Source organism: Tsuneonella sediminis (assembly GCF_051912845.1).
Classification (GTDB): Bacteria; Pseudomonadota; Alphaproteobacteria; order Sphingomonadales; family Sphingomonadaceae; genus Tsuneonella; species Tsuneonella sediminis.
Genome location: NZ_JBNCBU010000002.1, coordinates 128,635 through 144,700 on the forward strand (window position 1 = coordinate 128,635; position 16,066 = coordinate 144,700).

At 67.9% G+C, this 16,066-nt stretch carries 17 protein-coding genes; 6 read left to right on the forward strand and 11 right to left on the reverse strand.

Features of this window, described 5'->3' with window-relative positions; translation table 11 throughout:
• Positions 1-14: 14 nt before the first annotated feature.
• The 6 genes from glk to ACPV3N_RS11280 form a co-directional block, all read right to left on the reverse strand.
• Positions 15-1,010 (reverse strand): glucokinase, encoded by a 996-nt coding sequence (gene glk, locus ACPV3N_RS11255; RefSeq protein ID WP_440117794.1) that lies wholly within the window; start codon positions 1,008-1,010, stop codon positions 15-17.
• Complete coding sequence (gene edd / locus ACPV3N_RS11260; RefSeq protein ID WP_440117796.1) at positions 1,010-2,815, reverse strand: phosphogluconate dehydratase; 1,806 nt, start codon at positions 2,813-2,815, stop codon at positions 1,010-1,012. The genes glk and edd overlap by 1 nt, the downstream gene beginning before the upstream one ends.
• Positions 2,808-4,268 (reverse strand): glucose-6-phosphate dehydrogenase, encoded by a 1,461-nt coding sequence (zwf, locus tag ACPV3N_RS11265; protein WP_440117798.1) that lies wholly within the window; start codon positions 4,266-4,268, stop codon positions 2,808-2,810. The genes edd and zwf overlap by 8 nt, the downstream gene beginning before the upstream one ends.
• A gap of 82 nt (positions 4,269-4,350) precedes the next feature.
• Positions 4,351-4,767 (reverse strand): secondary thiamine-phosphate synthase enzyme YjbQ, encoded by a 417-nt coding sequence (locus tag ACPV3N_RS11270; protein ID WP_440117800.1) that lies wholly within the window; start codon positions 4,765-4,767, stop codon positions 4,351-4,353.
• Positions 4,764-5,666: an HpcH/HpaI aldolase/citrate lyase family protein gene (locus ACPV3N_RS11275; protein WP_440117802.1), complete on the reverse strand. Its 903-nt coding sequence runs from the start codon at positions 5,664-5,666 to the stop codon at positions 4,764-4,766. The genes ACPV3N_RS11270 and ACPV3N_RS11275 overlap by 4 nt, the downstream gene beginning before the upstream one ends.
• Positions 5,663-6,115, reverse strand: a complete 453-nt coding sequence (locus ACPV3N_RS11280; protein WP_440117804.1) for a MaoC family dehydratase — start codon at positions 6,113-6,115, stop codon at positions 5,663-5,665. The genes ACPV3N_RS11275 and ACPV3N_RS11280 overlap by 4 nt, the downstream gene beginning before the upstream one ends.
• Before the next feature lie 102 nt (positions 6,116-6,217).
• Here ACPV3N_RS11280 and ACPV3N_RS11285 point away from each other — a divergent pair, with 102 nt between their 5' ends.
• Positions 6,218-7,018 (forward strand): transglutaminase-like domain-containing protein, encoded by an 801-nt coding sequence (locus tag ACPV3N_RS11285; protein ID WP_440117806.1) that lies wholly within the window; start codon positions 6,218-6,220, stop codon positions 7,016-7,018.
• Between the two features lie 83 nt (positions 7,019-7,101).
• Positions 7,102-7,767 (forward strand): L,D-transpeptidase family protein, encoded by a 666-nt coding sequence (locus ACPV3N_RS11290; RefSeq protein WP_440117808.1) that lies wholly within the window; start codon positions 7,102-7,104, stop codon positions 7,765-7,767.
• A 12-nt stretch (positions 7,768-7,779) separates the two neighbouring features.
• On the opposite strand, the gene tilS is transcribed toward ACPV3N_RS11290, so the two are convergent.
• The 5 genes from tilS to ACPV3N_RS11315 all read right to left on the reverse strand — a co-directional run bounded on the left by tilS (position 7,780) and on the right by ACPV3N_RS11315 (position 13,455).
• The gene (gene tilS, locus ACPV3N_RS11295) at positions 7,780-8,685 is read right to left on the reverse strand and encodes a tRNA lysidine(34) synthetase TilS (protein WP_440117810.1); all 906 of its coding nucleotides are present in this window, start codon (positions 8,683-8,685) and stop codon (positions 7,780-7,782) included.
• 88 nt (positions 8,686-8,773) lie between these two features.
• A complete protein-coding gene (locus ACPV3N_RS11300) occupies positions 8,774-9,742 on the reverse strand; it encodes a tetratricopeptide repeat protein (protein ID WP_440117812.1) in 969 nt (322 codons plus the stop codon).
• A gap of 117 nt (positions 9,743-9,859) precedes the next feature.
• A complete protein-coding gene (locus ACPV3N_RS11305) occupies positions 9,860-10,717 on the reverse strand; it encodes a helix-turn-helix domain-containing protein (protein ID WP_440117814.1) in 858 nt (285 codons plus the stop codon).
• A gap of 144 nt (positions 10,718-10,861) precedes the next feature.
• Positions 10,862-13,129: a phosphoenolpyruvate--protein phosphotransferase gene (gene ptsP, locus ACPV3N_RS11310; RefSeq protein ID WP_440117816.1), complete on the reverse strand. Its 2,268-nt coding sequence runs from the start codon at positions 13,127-13,129 to the stop codon at positions 10,862-10,864.
• Positions 13,130-13,296: 167 nt separating this feature from the next.
• Positions 13,297-13,455, reverse strand: a complete 159-nt coding sequence (locus ACPV3N_RS11315) for a YdcH family protein (RefSeq protein ID WP_440117818.1) — start codon at positions 13,453-13,455, stop codon at positions 13,297-13,299.
• A gap of 188 nt (positions 13,456-13,643) precedes the next feature.
• Here ACPV3N_RS11315 and ACPV3N_RS11320 point away from each other — a divergent pair, with 188 nt between their 5' ends.
• From ACPV3N_RS11320 to ACPV3N_RS11335, 4 genes are all read left to right on the forward strand, one after another.
• A complete protein-coding gene (locus ACPV3N_RS11320; protein WP_440117820.1) occupies positions 13,644-13,841 on the forward strand; it encodes a YdcH family protein in 198 nt (65 codons plus the stop codon).
• 96 nt (positions 13,842-13,937) lie between these two features.
• Entirely contained in the window at positions 13,938-14,393 is a 456-nt protein-coding gene (locus ACPV3N_RS11325) for a DUF1465 family protein (protein WP_440117822.1), read from the forward strand.
• Positions 14,394-14,452: 59 nt separating this feature from the next.
• A complete protein-coding gene (locus ACPV3N_RS11330; protein WP_440117824.1) occupies positions 14,453-15,325 on the forward strand; it encodes an MBL fold metallo-hydrolase in 873 nt (290 codons plus the stop codon).
• Positions 15,310-16,014, forward strand: a complete 705-nt coding sequence (locus ACPV3N_RS11335; protein ID WP_440117826.1) for a DUF4230 domain-containing protein — start codon at positions 15,310-15,312, stop codon at positions 16,012-16,014. The genes ACPV3N_RS11330 and ACPV3N_RS11335 overlap by 16 nt, the downstream gene beginning before the upstream one ends.
• Positions 16,015-16,066 lie beyond the last annotated feature (52 nt).

The following is a 16,066-nucleotide window of genomic DNA, read 5'->3' on the forward strand; positions in this document are numbered from 1 at the left end:
GGATGCGATACTGGTCACTTGCGCGCTCCCGAATGCTCGGAGATGAAGGCGGCGGCGGCTCCGAACAGGCCGGGCTGCGGGTGGACGATCAGCTTGACGGGGATGCCCGCCATCATCTCGGCAAAGCGGCCCTTGGCACGGAACCGCTCGGCAAAGGCGGACCTGAGCAACGTTTCGCGGATGCGATAGCCGAGCCCGCCGGCGATCACCACGCCCTTGGCCCCGTGTGCGAGCGCCATGTCGCCCGCCACCGATCCCAGCGACATGCAGAACCGGTCGACGGCGGCTGCAGCGAGGCTGTCGGATCCGTCCATCCCGCGGGTCCATATCGCGATGTCGTCCTCTTCGTGCACCGCACGGCCCTCGAGCGCGGCGAGAGTCTGGTAGATGTCGGAAATCGCCGGACCGGACACGACCCGTTCGGCCGATACCCGGTTGTGTCGCTTGCGCAGCCGCGCGAGGATCGCGTCCTCGATCTGGTCGAGCGGGGCGAAATCGACGTGCCCGCCCTCGGTAGCCGATACGCGGTAGGTGCCATCGGGCTCGCGGTAGAGATGCGCCACGCCAAGACCGGTGCCCGGTCCCAGCACCGTCAGCCGGCCCGTCCCGGGAAGCGGGCCCTCGGGGCCGGTCAGGTGGATGAACTGTTCTTCGGGAGCGCGGGCGACCGCGTGCGCGACCGCCTCGAAGTCGTTGACGATGGTGAAGCGTTCGACGCCGAGCTTCTCGCGCACGAGGCCGGGACGGATGATCCACGGGTTGTTGGTGAAACGGATCACCTCGCCGCCGACAGGTCCCGCGATCGCCATGCTGACCGCGTCGGGCAGCGTGCCGCCCTGCCGCTCGCGAAAATCCTCCCACGCGGTCTGGAAGCTCGCGTGATCTTCGGTGTGGAGGGTCTCGGGCTCGCCGAGCGCGATCGAACCGTCGCGGGCGAGAGTCGCGATCGCGAAGCGCGCGTGGGTGCCGCCGATGTCGACCACGACGAGGTCGCTCGCCTTCCTGGCCATCACAGCCCTCCCGCCGCCAGCATCGCGCTCGCGCCGCGTTCGGCGGAATCGGCGCCGATGCGAAACATCGCGTAGAGTTCGCGGCCCATTCCCTGCTCGTCCACGGGCATCGCCGCCGGCTCGCGGGCGGACAGGTCGGCATCGGTGGAGAGTGCGCCGGTGTTCGCGCAGAGCCGCACCATGTCGCCGTCGCGTAACCGGGCGAGCGGCCCTCCGCCCAGCGCCTCGGGCGTGCAGTGGATCGCGGCGGGCACCTTGCCGCTCGCGCCGCTCATCCGTCCGTCGGTGACGAGCGCGACCCTGTAGCCCCGGTCCTGCAGCACGCCGAGCGGCGGTGTCAGCTTGTGCAGTTCGGGCATGCCGTTCGCGCGCGGTCCCTGAAAGCGCACCACGACGACCACGTCGCGATCGAGTTCGCCGTTCGCGAAGGCTTCGGCGACGGCGTGCTGGGTGTCGAACACGCGGGCCGGAGCCTCGATCGTCCAGCGTTCCTCGTCGACCGCGCTGGTCTTGAAGCAGGCGCGGCCCAAGTTGCCCTCGACCAGACGCATCCCGCCATCGGGCTGGAAGGGCGCCGAAACGGGCCGCAGCATGGTATCGTCGCCGCTTTCGCCGACCTCGCGCCAGGCGAGCGTCTCTCCATCGAGCCATGGCTCCCTGGCGTATCCGGCGAGGTCGCCGCCCCAGATCGTGCGGATGTCGCGGTGAGCGAGTCCGGCTTCGAGCAGTTCGCCGATCACGTAGCCCATGCCGCCCGCGGCATGGAAATGGTTCACGTCGCCCGATCCGTTGGGATAGACCCGCGCGATCAGCGGCACGACCGACGAAAGTTCGGAGATGTCGTTCCAGTCGAGCGCAATCCCGGCGCTGCGGGCCATGGCCGGCAGGTGGATCGCATGGTTTGTCGAACCGCCCGTCGCGAGCAGGCCGACGACGGCATTGACGAAAGCCTTCTCGTCGCAGGTCCGCGCCATCGCATATTCGGGATCGTCGGCAACCTCTGCCAGCCGGTGCACCGCCGCGCGGGTCAGCGCCTGGCGCAGCGGGGTACCCGGCGGCACGAAGGCGGCGCCCGGCACGTGGAGCCCCATCATCTCCATCATCATCTGGTTCGAGTTGGCGGTACCGTAGAACGTGCAGGTACCCGGCGAATGGTAGCTTGCGCTTTCGCTCTCGAGCAGTTCGGCGCGGGTCGCCTTGCCCTCGGCGTACAGCTGGCGGACCTTCTGTTTCTGCTTGTTGGCGATCCCCGTCGGCATCGGGCCGCTGGGAACGAACACCGCCGGCAGGTGGCCGAAACGCAGTGCCCCCATGACAAGGCCGGGAACGATCTTGTCGCAGATGCCGAGCAGCGCCATGCCATCGTACATCGCGTGGCTCATCGCGATGGCGGTGGCGAGAGCGATCGTGTCGCGACTGAACAGGCTGAGTTCCATCCCGTCCTGTCCCTGCGTCACGCCGTCGCACATCGCGGGGGTGCCGCCGGCAACCTGGCAGGTCGCCCCGACCTCGCGCGCCCAGACCTTCATCTGCGGCGGATAGGCCCCGTAGGGTTGGTGGGCCGACAGCATGTCGTTGTAGGCAGTAACGATGGCGAGGTTGGGTCCGCGCATGCTCGCGATCGCGGGCTTGTCCTCCAGCGCGGCGGCGAAACCGTGCGCAAGGTTCGAGCAGCCGAGGGAGTTGCGATCGGGCGCCCGCTCGCGCTCGCGGTCCATCAGCGAAAGATAGCGCCCCCGGCTGTCGCGGCTGTTGGCCGCGATCCGCTCGGTCACGCGGTGAACGGTGTCGTGAAGTCTACTCATGCCAGCTAACCCCGTCGCGCTCGGCAAGGGCGATCGCAGCGCTCGGCCCCCACGATCCCGCGGTGTAGGTCCGCGGCTTCAGCCCGGCCTCGGTCCACCGGGCGCGGATCGCGTCGATCCATTCCCACTGCGCCTCGACCTCGTCGCGGCGGACGAACAGCGTCTGGTCGCCCTCGACAAGGTCGAGCAGCAGCCGCTCGTAGGCGATCCGCTTGACTGCGCCGGCAAAGGCGTCGGGCATCGAGATGTCGAGCGGCACCGGGCGCAGCCTGAGCCCCTCGCGATCGAGGCCGGGAACCTTAGCCATCAGGCGGAGCGAGATGTTTTCCTCGGGCTGGATGCCGATGACGAGCCGGTTCGGCTGGGTCTTTGCGCCGCGGCTCTCGAAGATCGAGAACGGAATGCAGCGGAACTGGACGACGATCTCGGTCACCCGCTCGGGCAGGCGCTTGCCTGTGCGCAGGTAGAATGGCACGCCTTTCCAGCGCCAGTTGTCGACGTGAGCCTTGATCGCGACGAAGGTCTCGGTGTCGGAATCCCTGCCCAGCTCGTCGTCGTACCCGGGGACCGCCTGGCCTTCGACGGCGCCGGCCCGGTATTGGCCGGTCACCGTCTCGCCGTCGCCGATCGGGCGCAGCGATCGCAGGACCTTGACCTTTTCGTCGCGCACCGCGGTCGCGTCGAAGCTGGTCGGCGGCTCCATGCATACGAGCGCGAGGAGCTGGAGCATGTGGTTCTGGACCATGTCGCGCAGCGCGCCGCTGTCGTCGTAATAGGCGACGCGGCTTTCCAGCCCGACCGTCTCGGCCACCGTGATCTGGACATGGTCGATGTAATTGGCGTTCCAGATCGGTTCGAACATCACGTTCGCGAAGCGCAGCGCGAGCAGGTTCTGCACCGTTTCCTTGCCGAGATAGTGATCGATGCGGAAGATGCGGTCCTCGGTAAAGGCCGCCGCCACGGCGTCGTTGATCTCGCAGCTCGATTCCAGATCGGTGCCGAGCGGCTTTTCAAGACCGATCCGCACGTTCGGCCCGGTCAGCCCCGCCGCCTGAAGGCCGGCAATCGTCGGTTCGAAAAGACTCGGCGCGGTCGAGAGGAATATCGCCAGGCCCTTGTCCGGCGTGCCGACCTTCCGCGCCAGGGCATCGAAGCCGGCAATCGTCGAAGCGTCGAGCGCCTGGTAGCTCAGCCGGTTGAGGAACTCGGCCATCCCGCCGCGGCGATTGGGCGGCAGGTACTTCTCGAGCGCCTCGCGGGCGAAATCCCGAAACTCGGCATCGGTCATCTCGCTGCGCGCCGTGCCGACGATCTGCAGGTCGGACGAGAGCAGCCCGTCGTGCGCGAGCGCGCACAGTGACGGCAGGAGCATGCGTTGCGAGAGATCGCCGGTAGCGCCGAACAGAAGCAGCCTGTCGGCGGTGAAATCGGCGCTGGTGCGGGCTTCGGTCATTGCGCTCCGGTGGCGGTTGACGAAATCGTGTGGCCTTTGCCTAGCGACGCTCACCTTCAGAGGATAGCGCGGGCATACTTATTCATGTCCCCATGGCTGTTACGGCGATCTCGCGTCGATGGTTCCGCTCGCGGTGCTCGGCAAGATAGACCGCCTGCCACGTACCGAGGGTCATTCGCCCGTCCGAGAACGGGATCGTCAGCGCGGTACCGGTCGGCATTGCCTTGATGTGCGCGGGCATGTCGTCAGGCCCCTCGCAATCGTGTTCGTACAGGCTTCCCTCGGGCGCCGCGCGGGCGAGCCATCGCGAAAGGTCGCGGCGGACCGCCGGGTCGGCGTTCTCGCTGATCAGCAGGCTCGCGCTCGTGTGGCGGCAGAACAGGGTCAGCACCCCATCACAGAGTTGCGAATCGTTCAGCCATGCAGCGACATCCGCAGTGATGTCGGTGAACCCCGCGCCCGCGGTTTCGAACGCCAGCGTACCGCCCTCGACCCTCATGCCCGCTCGGCAATGGCGAGTGTTCGCTGGGCCGCCTTGAGATGCGGGATGTCGAGCATCTTTCCATCGAGGCCGACCACGCCGGCGCCCGGCTCCGCCTCGAATGCAGCGACCACGCGGCGGGCAAAGGCAACCTCGTCTTCGCTCGGCGTGAAACCGGCATTTATCGGGCCTACCTGCGCGGGGTGAATCGCCAGCCGGCCTGAAAAACCTTCCGAGAACGCCTGCCGGCTGCTCGCCACCAGGCCCGCCTCGTCTCGGAAATCGGCGTGGAGCGTCTCGATCGCCGGAACACCGGCGGCATGCGCGGCCATCAGGGTGAGCGAGCGGACCATGCGATAGGTGAACAGGAATTCGCCGTCAGGCCCCCGGTTGCCGATCGCCCCGAGAGCCGCGGCAAGGTCCTCCGCGCCCCAGGTGATAGCGCGCAGCCGCGGCAGGTCGGCGGTGGCGTAGTCGCCCAGCCGGAACGGCGCGATCGCCGTCTCGCTGGCAACGGGAATGATCCCGATCGACCCGGGCGCCAGTCCGTGGGCCAGCTCCATGTGATCGAGCAGGCTCGACAGTCGCGCGCAGTCCTCCGGACCGTCGGGCTTGGGCAGCATGATCCCCTCGGGTCGCACCGGCACGACAGCAGCGAGGTCGGCTTCGGCAAGGCCGCTGGCGAGCGGGTTGATCCTCACCCAAAGGCCCGGCGCACCGGCTGCCTCCCGGTCGAAGCCATGGAGGAAGTCGGCGACCTTCTGGCGCGCAGCGGGCTTTGCCGCGGGGGCGACGGAATCCTCCAGATCGAGGATGACCGCGTCGGCGCCGCACCCCGCCACCTTACCCAGCTTCTTGTCGCTGTCCCCAGGAATGAAGAGAAGGCTGCGGAGCGCGCCGTGCAGGGCCTGGGTCATGCCGGCCTCTTGCGCTGGAGGCCGCTACGCTTGCACTGGGCAACGAGCGTTCCGTCCTGATTGTAGGCGCGGTGGGCGAAGGTGACGACGCCCGCGCCGGGACGCGACCTGCTTTCGCGCAATTCAAGCACCTCGGTTTCGATCCGCAGTGTATCGCCGACGAACACCGGGGCGGGAAAGCGAACCTCGTCCCAGCCGAGGTTGGCGATCGCGGTGCCGAGCGTAGTGTCGCCAACCGAGACCCCAACCATCAACGACAGCGTAAAGCACGAATTGACGAGGATGCGGCCGTACTCGCTGGCCTTCATCGCCTCTGCGTCGAGGTGCAGCGCTGCGGGGTTGTGACTCAGCGTCGTGAACAGCAGGTTGTCGGTCTCCGTCACCGTGCGGCGGATCGGGTGATCGAACGTCTGCCCAACGGATAATTCGTCGAACCACAGGCCCGGCATGCGCTTCTCCTTTGCTCGCGATGCGACTAGCGCGGCGAAGATTCAAAAGACAGGGGGGCGGCAGGGGAAACCGTCGCCACAGCAAACCGTTCGGGCCAGACCATGACGATATCCATCTCCGCCAAGTTCGATTTCCATCTCGATGCGCCGACCGACCTCATTCTTCAGTTCGAGGCGGCCGCCATCCCCGAACAGACGATCCATTCGGCCAAGACGGTCCTGACCTGCGGCGATCACTGCGCCCGCGTTCCCGCACACGAGGCCATCGGCGAGCGCATCCTCGTTCACGCCGAAGGCCGCTTCGAGGTTGACTATAACGCGACGGTCGATGTCCACCGGCTTGCCCCCGAACTGGCAGGACTCGACCAGTTGCCTCCCCACGACCTGCCGGGCGATCCGCTCGAGTACCTGCTCGATTCGCGCTACTGCCCTGCGGATCGGCTGCAATCGTTCGCGGAGGACGAATTCGGCGGGACCAGCGGCGGCGACCGGATCGTCGCGATCCGCGACTGGATCGCGCAGCACTTCACCTACGAGCCGGGGAGCAGCACGGCGACCACCACCGCGCTCGACAGCTTTGTCGAGCGGCGCGGGATCTGCCGTGACTATGCCCACGTCCTCATTACCCTGGCCCGGGCATCGACGATCCCGGCGCGGTACGTGTCGTGCTTCGCGCCCGGGGTCGAACCGCCCGATTTTCACGCCGTGGCCGAGGTCTTCCTTGCCGATCGCACCACGCCGGGGGGCGGCGCGTGGTACATTGTAGACGCGACCGGGATGGCCAGCGCCGAAGAGACGGTGAAGATCGGCGTGGGCCGGGATGCCGCCGACGTCAGCTTTCTCACCAGCTTTGGCCCTTCGCACTTCGGCAACAAGACGGTCACCGTTGCGCGCACGGGTTAATCATTGCGATCCCGCCGTCCCGCAGGGGGACGCGCTGACCGCGCGGGCTGGCCCCATGGACCCCAAGCCGTCTAGATAGGCCGATGGAATCGATGCTGAAATGGGCGGTCGGCGGCGTGCTTGCGGTGCTGCTAGGCCTCGGTGGAGCAGCGCTCGCCACCGGCGCGGCGAGCCACGGCCGCGACCGTGCCTCCGCCCCCGCCCTCTCGGCTCCGGCCGCGCGTGGCGAGGCAATGCCATCAGCTGCCGGAAAGCCGGATGAAGCAGCCATATCGCCGGGCGGAAACCCTTTCACGGTCAAGCGCATCCTGCCCATCGACGGCCCGATCAAGTACGGCGAATGGCACTGGGACGACGAGGGCGTGCCCGACGGGCCGATCGTGATGACGGTGGACCTCGACGCGCGGGTGCTGTCGATATTCAAGGGCGGCTACGAGATCGGGGCGGCCGCCGTGCTTATCGGGACCGATGAATACCCGACTCCGCTCGGCACGTTCCCGATATTGTACAAGCAGCGCCACAATGTCTCGGAAAAATACGACAACGCGCCGATGCCATGGTCGATGTTCCTGACCCGGGACGGCGTCGCGATCCACGGCGGCAGCGTGGTCGAGAACGGGTATGCAAGCCACGGTTGCATCGCCGGGCCCGACGAGTTCGTCTCGCGGATATTCGCCATCGCCAAACCGGGCGACCGGGTCGTCATCACCCGCGGTGAGATGATCGGGATGGGCGACAAGATCATCTGATCGGCGCCGCGTTCACGCGCGCCGGGGAGGCTCCCGCTCGAAGCGCCACGCAAGGAACCGCGCCCCGTCGGCGGAACGGCGCCGCGCACGCCTGGCCCTGACGCCGGCAAGCGTGGAGTGACCGTCAGCGTGCAACTGGCCGACCATGCGGGCGACCGCGGAGCGCGCGGCCTCGGCCCCCAGGCTCCGCAGGATAACGGAAACCACCTCGACCTCCAGTGCCGTCGCATATCCGAAGCGGAACCAGGTCGTGTCGCCATCGCTGTCGACGCTCGACGCGATCGCGGCGGCGACGGCATCGTCCACGACCGCTTCCGCCTGCTGAAGCAGGCCGGCGCTGCGCGCGATCATGCGGGGATCGAGATCGGGTAGCGCCGCGAGATGCGCGCGGGCGCGGACCCGGTCGAACCGCTCGTCGGCATTGGAGGGGTCGCGCACCGGCTCGATACCCGCCCTGGCGACGATGTCGGCAAGCTCCGCCCTTCTCCAGCCGAGGAGCGGGCGCACGATCAGGAATTTTGCCGCGCGCTCGTCACCGATCGTCAGGCGGCGCTCGCGGATGCCGGCCAGTCCGGCAAGGCCGCTTCCCCGCGCGAGCCGCATCAGTACGGTCTCGGCCTGATCGTCCGCATGGTGCGCGGTCGCCATCACGGCGCATCCGCGCGCGGCGAACGAGCGGCGAAGCGTATCGTAGCGCGCCGCCCGTGCGCGGTCCTGGAGGTTTCCGGGTTCGACCTCCACCGAAACGATCTCGTGATCGATCCCCAGCCGCCCGCAGACTCGTGCGGCAAAGGCGGCCTCGGCCGCGCTGCCCGGCCGCAGGCCATGGTCGATGGTCGCGGCAATTGTGCGTCCCGGAAGGGCCGCTCCCGCCAGCAGCATCAGCGCAAGGCTGTCGGGTCCGCCAGACAGGGCCACGCCGAGGGGACCGCCGCCGTCGATCCCGGGCCAGAGTCGCGCGAGATCGGCGGAAAAGCGATCGATCAGCTCGGAAGCAACGCCCGTATCAATTGCACTTCACCTTCGCCCGATCGCTTTCGTACTGGCTCCTGAGGCGGCCCGACGCAATCGCCGGATAGGTGTCGGCGAACTCGGCAAGCGCGATGCAGGCACGCTTGGTGTCCTTCATGGCCATCATCGCCTCGGCAAGGAACAGCAGGCTGTCAGGTGCCCGCGCACCCTGCTTGTCTGTCTGGTAATTCTTGAGGAACCATGGCGCGGCCTCCTTGGCCTTGCCGTCGTCCAGATAGGCCCGACCGAGAAGATTGCGGCCATAGCTGATGCGTGAATGGCGGGGGTATTTTTCCACGAACAGCGAAAGCTGCTGCTGCGCCTCGGGGTAAAAGCCCGCATCCCACAGGCGGAAGCCGTAGCTGTATTCGTCGTCGCCGGGATCGTCGGTCTGCGGCTTGGCGATGGCCTGGACCGCTGCCAGTCGCTCGGCGGTCGGCCCGGCCGGCCGGGCCGCCGCCTGGGTCGGCGTGGGCGCCGGCCGGCTTGCCGCAAGCGTCGGGGCCGGCGTTGCCGGCGGGGTCCCGGCAACGCCGCCGGTGGACTGTCCGGCCGCAGCGGCCGCGCCGGACGTCACCTCGAGCGCAGCCAGACGCGATCCGAGCTGGCGGATGGCGTTGGTGTTCTCCTCGGTTTGCGAGGTCAGCCGGGCGAGCTGGGATTCCATCGCGTCGAGCCGCGCGAGGATATCGGTCACGGCGGTCGTCGAGGGCGCTCCCGAAGCCGAGCTGCTGGTCGGCTGCGCGGCGCTGATCTGCGGCTCGAAGTACTTGCCGTCCCCGCCGGGGAACACCTTGCGCTGCAACGCGCGAATCTCCGCCTCGGCCTTCTTGAGCCGCGCCTCGGTTGCGCTGTCCTGCGCGTATGCCGGAGCGGTAACTCCGGTCACAGCCAGAAGCGCCAGCGGAGCGGCCAGCGCGCGAAACGTCGTGATCCCCATCGAACCTGTTCCCGTCGTCTTCATCTAGTCTTCAGGCCGTCTCGCTTCCGGCGGTCGAACCGCCGATGAACGTGGCCGCGTCGTTAAATCGGAGCGCTGCCGCTTGTCGAGCGAGCGCGGGGGCAAAGGTGGGGACAGCGTTCAGGTGCCCTCCGCCTCCGCGGTGGTGGCAGTCGGGGCAGCCGGGTTCGCCGCCGGTGTCGCGGCGCCATCGGTCCCGCGCGCCAGCAAAGCCTCGGCGGTCACGGGCACGTCCTTCACGATGACATCGTCCTCGGCCAGCTTGGGCACGGGACGCCCGCCCACCGTGATGGCGAAGGCATCGGGCCGTCCGGTCCAGACTTGCGGGCCGTCGGCGTCGGGCGGAACGGTAAAGCTCTCGCCCTTCGCCATCTGCTTCTGCATGAGCTGGCTCCCCCTGGCGTCGTAGAACTTGACCCAGACACCGTTGTCCAGCGCGGTGAACACGACCGCTCCCCCGGTAGGTGCGGCAACCGGCGGGGTGCGCGCGGAGGGTGCTTTCGTTGCAGCAGCCTGTTCGGCGGCGCGCTGCTCGTCGAGCAGCGAGCCCGGACCGGCTCCGGGCGCCAGCACCCGCGTGTAGAACATGACCCCGCCGACAAGCAGGATGATGACCGCAAACAGGCTGAACAGCGCGAGTCCCCGCGACGGCACGCGCGCGGGATCGCCGGGTTCAAAGCCGCTTGCCCGCGCCCTGTCTCCCGGCTCGCTGGCGGCAAGTTCGGCGCGAACCTCATCGACCGTGGCGCGCGGATCGAGTCCGACCGCCTTGGCGTACGTGCGCGCGAAGCCGGTCGCGTAGGTGCGCGCCGGAAGCTCGTTCCAGTCGCCCGCCTCGATGACCTCGAGATGGCGCTGCGGAATGCGCGTCTCGGCGGCCAGCTGCGCCACGGTCAGCCCGGCGTTTTCGCGCGCTATGCGCAACTTGTCGCCGATGCCATGCAGCGGCAGCTGTTCGTCGAGCGAACCCGTTTCCATTTCCATGCGGCGTCCCGAAATTGACTCTACCGCCCCCACGGGCGACTCAAGAGGTGCGCTGGAGAACTGTCAAGCTTTCCGACACGATTGCGTGTGAGCGCTGGCGACGAAGCGCGCCCCGCGCGCGATGAAGTTCACGGCGTTTCAATCGACCTCGATACCTCTTGCCTCGGCCCACACGGACAGTTCCTCGCGCAAGGAGGCGGGCGGCGAGGACAGCCAGGCGTTCATCGCGGCGGAGATTTCCGCAAGGTCCACCTTGCGCACCAGGTCCTTGATCGGGCCGACCGCCACCGGTGTGATGGATAGTCGCCGGAACCCGATCCCGAGCAGCGCCAGCGCCTCGAGCCGGCGCCCGCCCATCTCGCCGCAGATCCCGAGGTCGACCCCCGATCCCACGGTGCCTTGCACGATCCGCCGGAGGAAGCGGAGGATCCCCGGGCTCAGCCAGTCGTAGCGTTCGGCCAGCTTGGGGTTCGCCCGGTCGGCGGCGAACAGGAACTGCGTGAGGTCGTTGGTGCCCACGGAAATGAAGCTGACGCGCGGAAGAAGCAGGTCGAGCGTCTCGGCCAGCGCCGGCACCTCGAGCATGGCGCCGTAGCGGATCTCGTCGGGCAGGAGCTTCTTCTGTCCCTTGAGCCATGCAAGCTGCTGGTCGAAGACCTCCTTGGCGGCATCGAATTCCCATGGCTCGGACACCATCGGGAACATCACGTAGAGCGACTTGCCCGCCGCTGCTTCCAGCAGCGACCGCGCCTGCGCCTTCATCAAGCCCTCGCGCTCCAGTGCCAGCCGCAAGGCGCGCCAGCCCATCGCGGGGTTCTCGTCGCCGTTGGCAGTCTCGGAATCGAGATAGGGCACCGCCTTGTCACCGCCGATGTCCACCGTACGGAAGATCACGGGCCGGTCGCCGGCGGCCTCGAGCACGTCGCGGTAGAGGCGCGTCTGCCGCTCGCGCTGCGGCAGGGTCGCCGAGACGAGGAACTGGAACTCGGTTCGGAACAGCCCGATCCCGTCGGCTCCCACGAGGTTCAGCGCGGCGATATCGTCGCGCAGACCCGCGTTGATCATAACCTGGATGCGCGTTCCGCACCGGGTGAACGGTTCGACGTCGCGCAATTCGGCATAGGCGGCCTGCTTCTGCCGGGTCTGTGCGAAGCGCTCGGCAAACAAGTCCTGGGTCTGCTGGGTCGGGCGGACGTGGGCGATGCCCTTGTCGGCGTCGAGCAGGATCTCGTCGCCCTCGCGCACGACCCCGCGCAGGCCTTTCGCCCGGCCAAGCACCGGCACTCCCATCGCACGGGCGACGATCACCACGTGCGCGGTGAGCGATCCTTCCTCGAGCAGCACGCCCTTGAGGCGGCGACGATCGTATTCGAGCAGCTCGGCCGGGCCGAGGTTGCGGGCGATCAGGATCGTGTCGCGCTTGAGGCCCTGTGTCGCAGCCGTCCCGAGCTGGCCGGAAACGATGCGCAGCAACCGGTTGGACAGGTCCTCGAGGTCGTGCATCCGGTCGGCGAGCAGGGGGTCGTCGATCTCGCGCATGCGCATGCGGGTGCGCTGCTGCACCCGCTCGATCGCCGCTTCCGCGGTCAGCCCCGAATCGATCGCCTCGTTGATCCGGCGGCCCCAGCCCTCGTCGTAGGCGAACATCTTGTAGGTCTCGAGCACCTCGTCGTGCTCGCCCCCGGTGCCGAACTCGGCCTGGTTCGCCATCGCCTCGATCTGGTCGCGCATCTTGTCGAACGCGCGGTAGACCCGCTGTCGTTCCGCCTCGGTGTCCTCCGCCACGACGTGTTCGATGTGCACGCGGGGCTGGTGGAAGGTCGCGGTACCGCCGGCGATCCCTTTCACGAGTGTCAGACCGGTGATCACCTGCGGACCGGTCAGCGCCTCTCCGAGCGAGCTGGTCTCCTCGTCGACAAGGCCGGCGTGGGCGATCAGCTCGCTCAGCACCATCGCGACCGTCTGCAGCGCTTCGATCTCGACGTCCTCGTAGCGCCGCGGATCGGCGTGCTGGACGCACAGCGTGCCCACGGCCCGCTCGCGATAGACGATCGGCACGCCCGCGAAGGAGTGAAACTTCTCCTCGCCGGTTTCGGGGCGATAGGCGAAATCGGGATGCGCGGCCGCTTCGGCCAGATTGAGCGTCTCGATATGTTCGGCGATGGTCCCGGTGAGGCCCTCCCCGATCGCCAGGCGAGTGACGTGGACCGCGCTCTGCTCGAGCCCCCGGGTGGCGAACAGTTCGAGCATTCCCTCGCGCAGGAGGTAGATCGAGCACACCTCGCTATCGAGGCTTTCCCCGATGATCTGGACGACCTGGTCGAGCTTGCCCTGAGGGTGGAGCCGCGATGCCATCACCTCGTGCAGGCGGGTCAGGATCGTGCGGGCGGCAGCGGCGGCGGTCATGCTTGGGACCGAGTAGGGTCAGCGCCGCCAACTGGCAATGGCCCAGGCGCAATCGGCGTGGCGCACTGGACCTTGTCGCCGACCCCCATGACGCGCACGGTCGGCCCCGCAGGGTGACCGATGCGCGCCACCCTCCCTAGGGCAGGCGAACGAGGCGGGTCAGGCTGTCAGATCTCGTTCAGTTCTTCCTTGATCTTGAGCTTCGCGCGCTTGAGCTGCTGGACCGTCGCCGCATCCGGCTGGGGCCGGTTCATCTCTTCGTGCAGGCGCGCCTCGAGGCTCGCATGCTTGGATTCCAGAGCATTGGCGTGGGACGATGACAGCATCTGTGTCTCCTTTCAGGTGGCAACCCGGAAGCGACTCGTGCCGTAAGGGGCACGAGGCCGCCGTTGGGCCTATAGAACCATATCGATCATGGCTTGCGAAGCCCTGACGAATGCCTAATCGACGGGCTGCGCAAAAACGCGGGACGAGGCGATTCTGGCCCTTGTCGAAAGGGAGAGGCCAACCGGGCGTGACCGAGCAGGAACTCAAGAAGCTGCTGGCCATGCTGCGGACCGAGCACCGTGATCTCGACGCGGCGATCGACGCCCTGACCTCGAGCGGCTCGACCGACCAGTTGCAGATCGCCCGGCTCAAGAAACGCAAGCTGCGGCTGCGCGACCAGATCGCGATCGTGGAGGACCAGCTGCTGCCGGACATCATCGCGTAAAACCGTTCCGTTACGGGACGCCCGCGAAAAAGCCGCAGGATTGTTCGGTTAAACCGGTGGCGGCGCGAGTCGCGGGTCGATAGCGGTAAAGGCCGGATGAACAACCCGACCGACATCAACCAGCCGATCATCGAGGCGCTCTACTGCGAGGCGCTGGTGCTCGCCGACGAAGTACGTTCGGCGTTCGACCTTGCGCCGGCGCGCGCGGGCAACGAAGACCTCGTCCGTATCGCCCTGTCGGTCGAAGGGCTGCGCACGACCACGCGGATGATGCATGTGCTTGCCTGGCTGCTCAATCACCGAGCTTATTTCAGCGGCGAACTGAGCGAGTTCCAATTGCGTCGCAGCGGCGTGCTGCCGCCCGATCGCCGGGCAGATCCTGAACAGCTCGCCCTGCTCGAGCCCGCCACCTGCGAGCTCATCGCCGAGACCGAGGCCTTCCACGGGCGTATCGCCCGGCTCGACGCGGCCTGGCGCGATCGCTTCGCCGTGCGCCCGGCGGCCGTCCATCGCCTGCGCGAACGGCTCGGCCGCGAATTCGGCGCGGCCTGAACCGGCGGCCCCGCCCGCCGGCTCTCGACTTCGCCCCCCGCCGTCCCCAAGTAGCAGGAATGGCTGGTCCTCCCCCCAAACCATGGCCCACCGGCAAGGCCGAGCGGCTCGAGCCGCTCGTGCGGCGCGTCCTTGCGCCCAATCCTTCGCCGTACACCTACACGGGGACCGAAACCTACATCGTCGGCGCACACGATGCGGTTGCGGTGATCGACCCGGGCCCCGACGACCCGCGCCACATCGACGCGGTCCTCGACGCGGTCGGAGACGCGCGGGTTACTGCGATCATGTGCACCCATACCCACCGCGACCACTCACCCGCCGCCGCGCCGCTGGCCGCGCGATCAGGCGCGCCGGTCGTCGGGTGCGCGCCGCTGGTCCTCGACGACAGCGGCCCGCGCGCCGATGCGGCGTTCGACCGCACTTATGCGCCCGACCGCGTGCTCGAGGACGGCGAGGCGATGACAGGCCCCGGCTGGACGCTGACCGCCATCGCCACGCCCGGCCACACGTCGAACCACCTGTGCTTCGCGCTTGAAGAAAGCGGCGCGCTGTTCACCGGCGACCACGTGATGGGCTGGTCGACCAGCGTGGTCGTGCCGCCCGACGGCGACATGGGCGCATACATGGCAAGCCTCGACAAGCTTTATGCTCGCGAGGACCGGGTCTTCTACCCGGCGCACGGGCCCCAGATAGACAAGCCCCGCCAGCTCGTGCGCGGAATGATCGGCCATCGCCGCCAGCGCGAGAACCAGATCATGCGGATACTGTCCGGCGGACCGCAGGCCGCTGCCGGCTTCGTGCCTCGGATGTACAAGGGGCTCGACCCCCGTCTGACCGGCGCCGCGGAGATGAGCGTAACGGCGCACCTCATCGATCTGGAACGTCGCGGGATGGTTGCCCGTTCAGGTGATGCATGGACCGCATCGTAGAAGAAGAAGATCGCACCGACCTCGACACGCACCGCAGCGCGCCGATCGCGGACGATCGCCCGCGCCCCCGCGTCCAGGCGACGCCGTGGCTCCTCGTCATCGTGCTCCTGGCGGCCGTGGCCTGGCTTGGCTGGAGGGCGTTTCTTTACGAGGAGGAAGGCGATCCGGTCGGCAGCGCGATGCTGGCCTTCGAGAAGCAGAACTCGCTGAACGTTTTCTCGAGCCGGTTCGAAGTCGTCGCCGAGAGCACCGACAGCCGGGGGGTGCTCGGCCTCGACCTGCTCAAGAGCCGTCAGGCCTCTATCATCCCCGCGACCGTCGAGTACCGCCTCGATCTTTCGAGCATGGACCGCGACCGGTTCGACTGGGACGATGCAACCGACACCCTGTCGGTCGTCCTGCCGCCTCTGCGAATCTCGAAGCCCAACCTCGACGAGGCGCAGCAGAAGGTATTCACCCAGGGCAACTGGGTTACCAGCGGAGCCACCCAGGACCTGTCGCGCAACAACTCGCTGCAGGCCGAACGCAAGGCCGCACAGTTCGCCAAGAACCCGCAGGTGCTGGCGATGGCTCGTCAGGCGGCGAAGGAGGCAGTGCGCCAGAACCTCGCGATCCCGCTCCAGGTCGCCGGCTTCGGTGACGTCAAGGTCCTGGTGCGCTTCGACGGCGAAGCACGCCCGGCGCGCTGATCGCCCTGGGGGATTCCTACAAGGAAGGGTCCCGCCGATCTGGTATCTCCCG

Excerpts from the sequence above, each read along its gene's own strand:
- glk (WP_440117794.1), bottom strand. The coding sequence starts at position 1,010 with ATGGCCAGGAAGGCGAGCGACCTCGTCGTGGTCGACATCGGCGGCACC.
- edd (WP_440117796.1), bottom strand. The coding sequence starts at position 2,815 with ATGAGTAGACTTCACGACACCGTTCACCGCGTGACCGAGCGGATCGCG.
- zwf (WP_440117798.1), bottom strand. The coding sequence starts at position 4,268 with ATGACCGAAGCCCGCACCAGCGCCGATTTCACCGCCGACAGGCTGCTT.
- ACPV3N_RS11270 (WP_440117800.1), bottom strand. The coding sequence starts at position 4,767 with ATGAGGGTCGAGGGCGGTACGCTGGCGTTCGAAACCGCGGGCGCGGGG.
- ACPV3N_RS11275 (WP_440117802.1), bottom strand. The coding sequence starts at position 5,666 with ATGACCCAGGCCCTGCACGGCGCGCTCCGCAGCCTTCTCTTCATTCCT.
- ACPV3N_RS11280 (WP_440117804.1), bottom strand. The coding sequence starts at position 6,115 with ATGCCGGGCCTGTGGTTCGACGAATTATCCGTTGGGCAGACGTTCGAT.
- ACPV3N_RS11285 (WP_440117806.1), top strand. The coding sequence starts at position 6,218 with ATGACGATATCCATCTCCGCCAAGTTCGATTTCCATCTCGATGCGCCG.
- ACPV3N_RS11290 (WP_440117808.1), top strand. The coding sequence starts at position 7,102 with ATGGAATCGATGCTGAAATGGGCGGTCGGCGGCGTGCTTGCGGTGCTG.
- ACPV3N_RS11300 (WP_440117812.1), bottom strand. The coding sequence starts at position 9,742 with ATGAAGACGACGGGAACAGGTTCGATGGGGATCACGACGTTTCGCGCG.
- ACPV3N_RS11305 (WP_440117814.1), bottom strand. The coding sequence starts at position 10,717 with ATGGAAACGGGTTCGCTCGACGAACAGCTGCCGCTGCATGGCATCGGC.
- ptsP (WP_440117816.1), bottom strand. The coding sequence starts at position 13,129 with ATGACCGCCGCCGCTGCCGCCCGCACGATCCTGACCCGCCTGCACGAG.
- ACPV3N_RS11315 (WP_440117818.1), bottom strand. The coding sequence starts at position 13,455 with ATGCTGTCATCGTCCCACGCCAATGCTCTGGAATCCAAGCATGCGAGC.
- ACPV3N_RS11325 (WP_440117822.1), top strand. The coding sequence starts at position 13,938 with ATGAACAACCCGACCGACATCAACCAGCCGATCATCGAGGCGCTCTAC.
- ACPV3N_RS11330 (WP_440117824.1), top strand. The coding sequence starts at position 14,453 with ATGGCTGGTCCTCCCCCCAAACCATGGCCCACCGGCAAGGCCGAGCGG.
- ACPV3N_RS11335 (WP_440117826.1), top strand. The coding sequence starts at position 15,310 with ATGGACCGCATCGTAGAAGAAGAAGATCGCACCGACCTCGACACGCAC.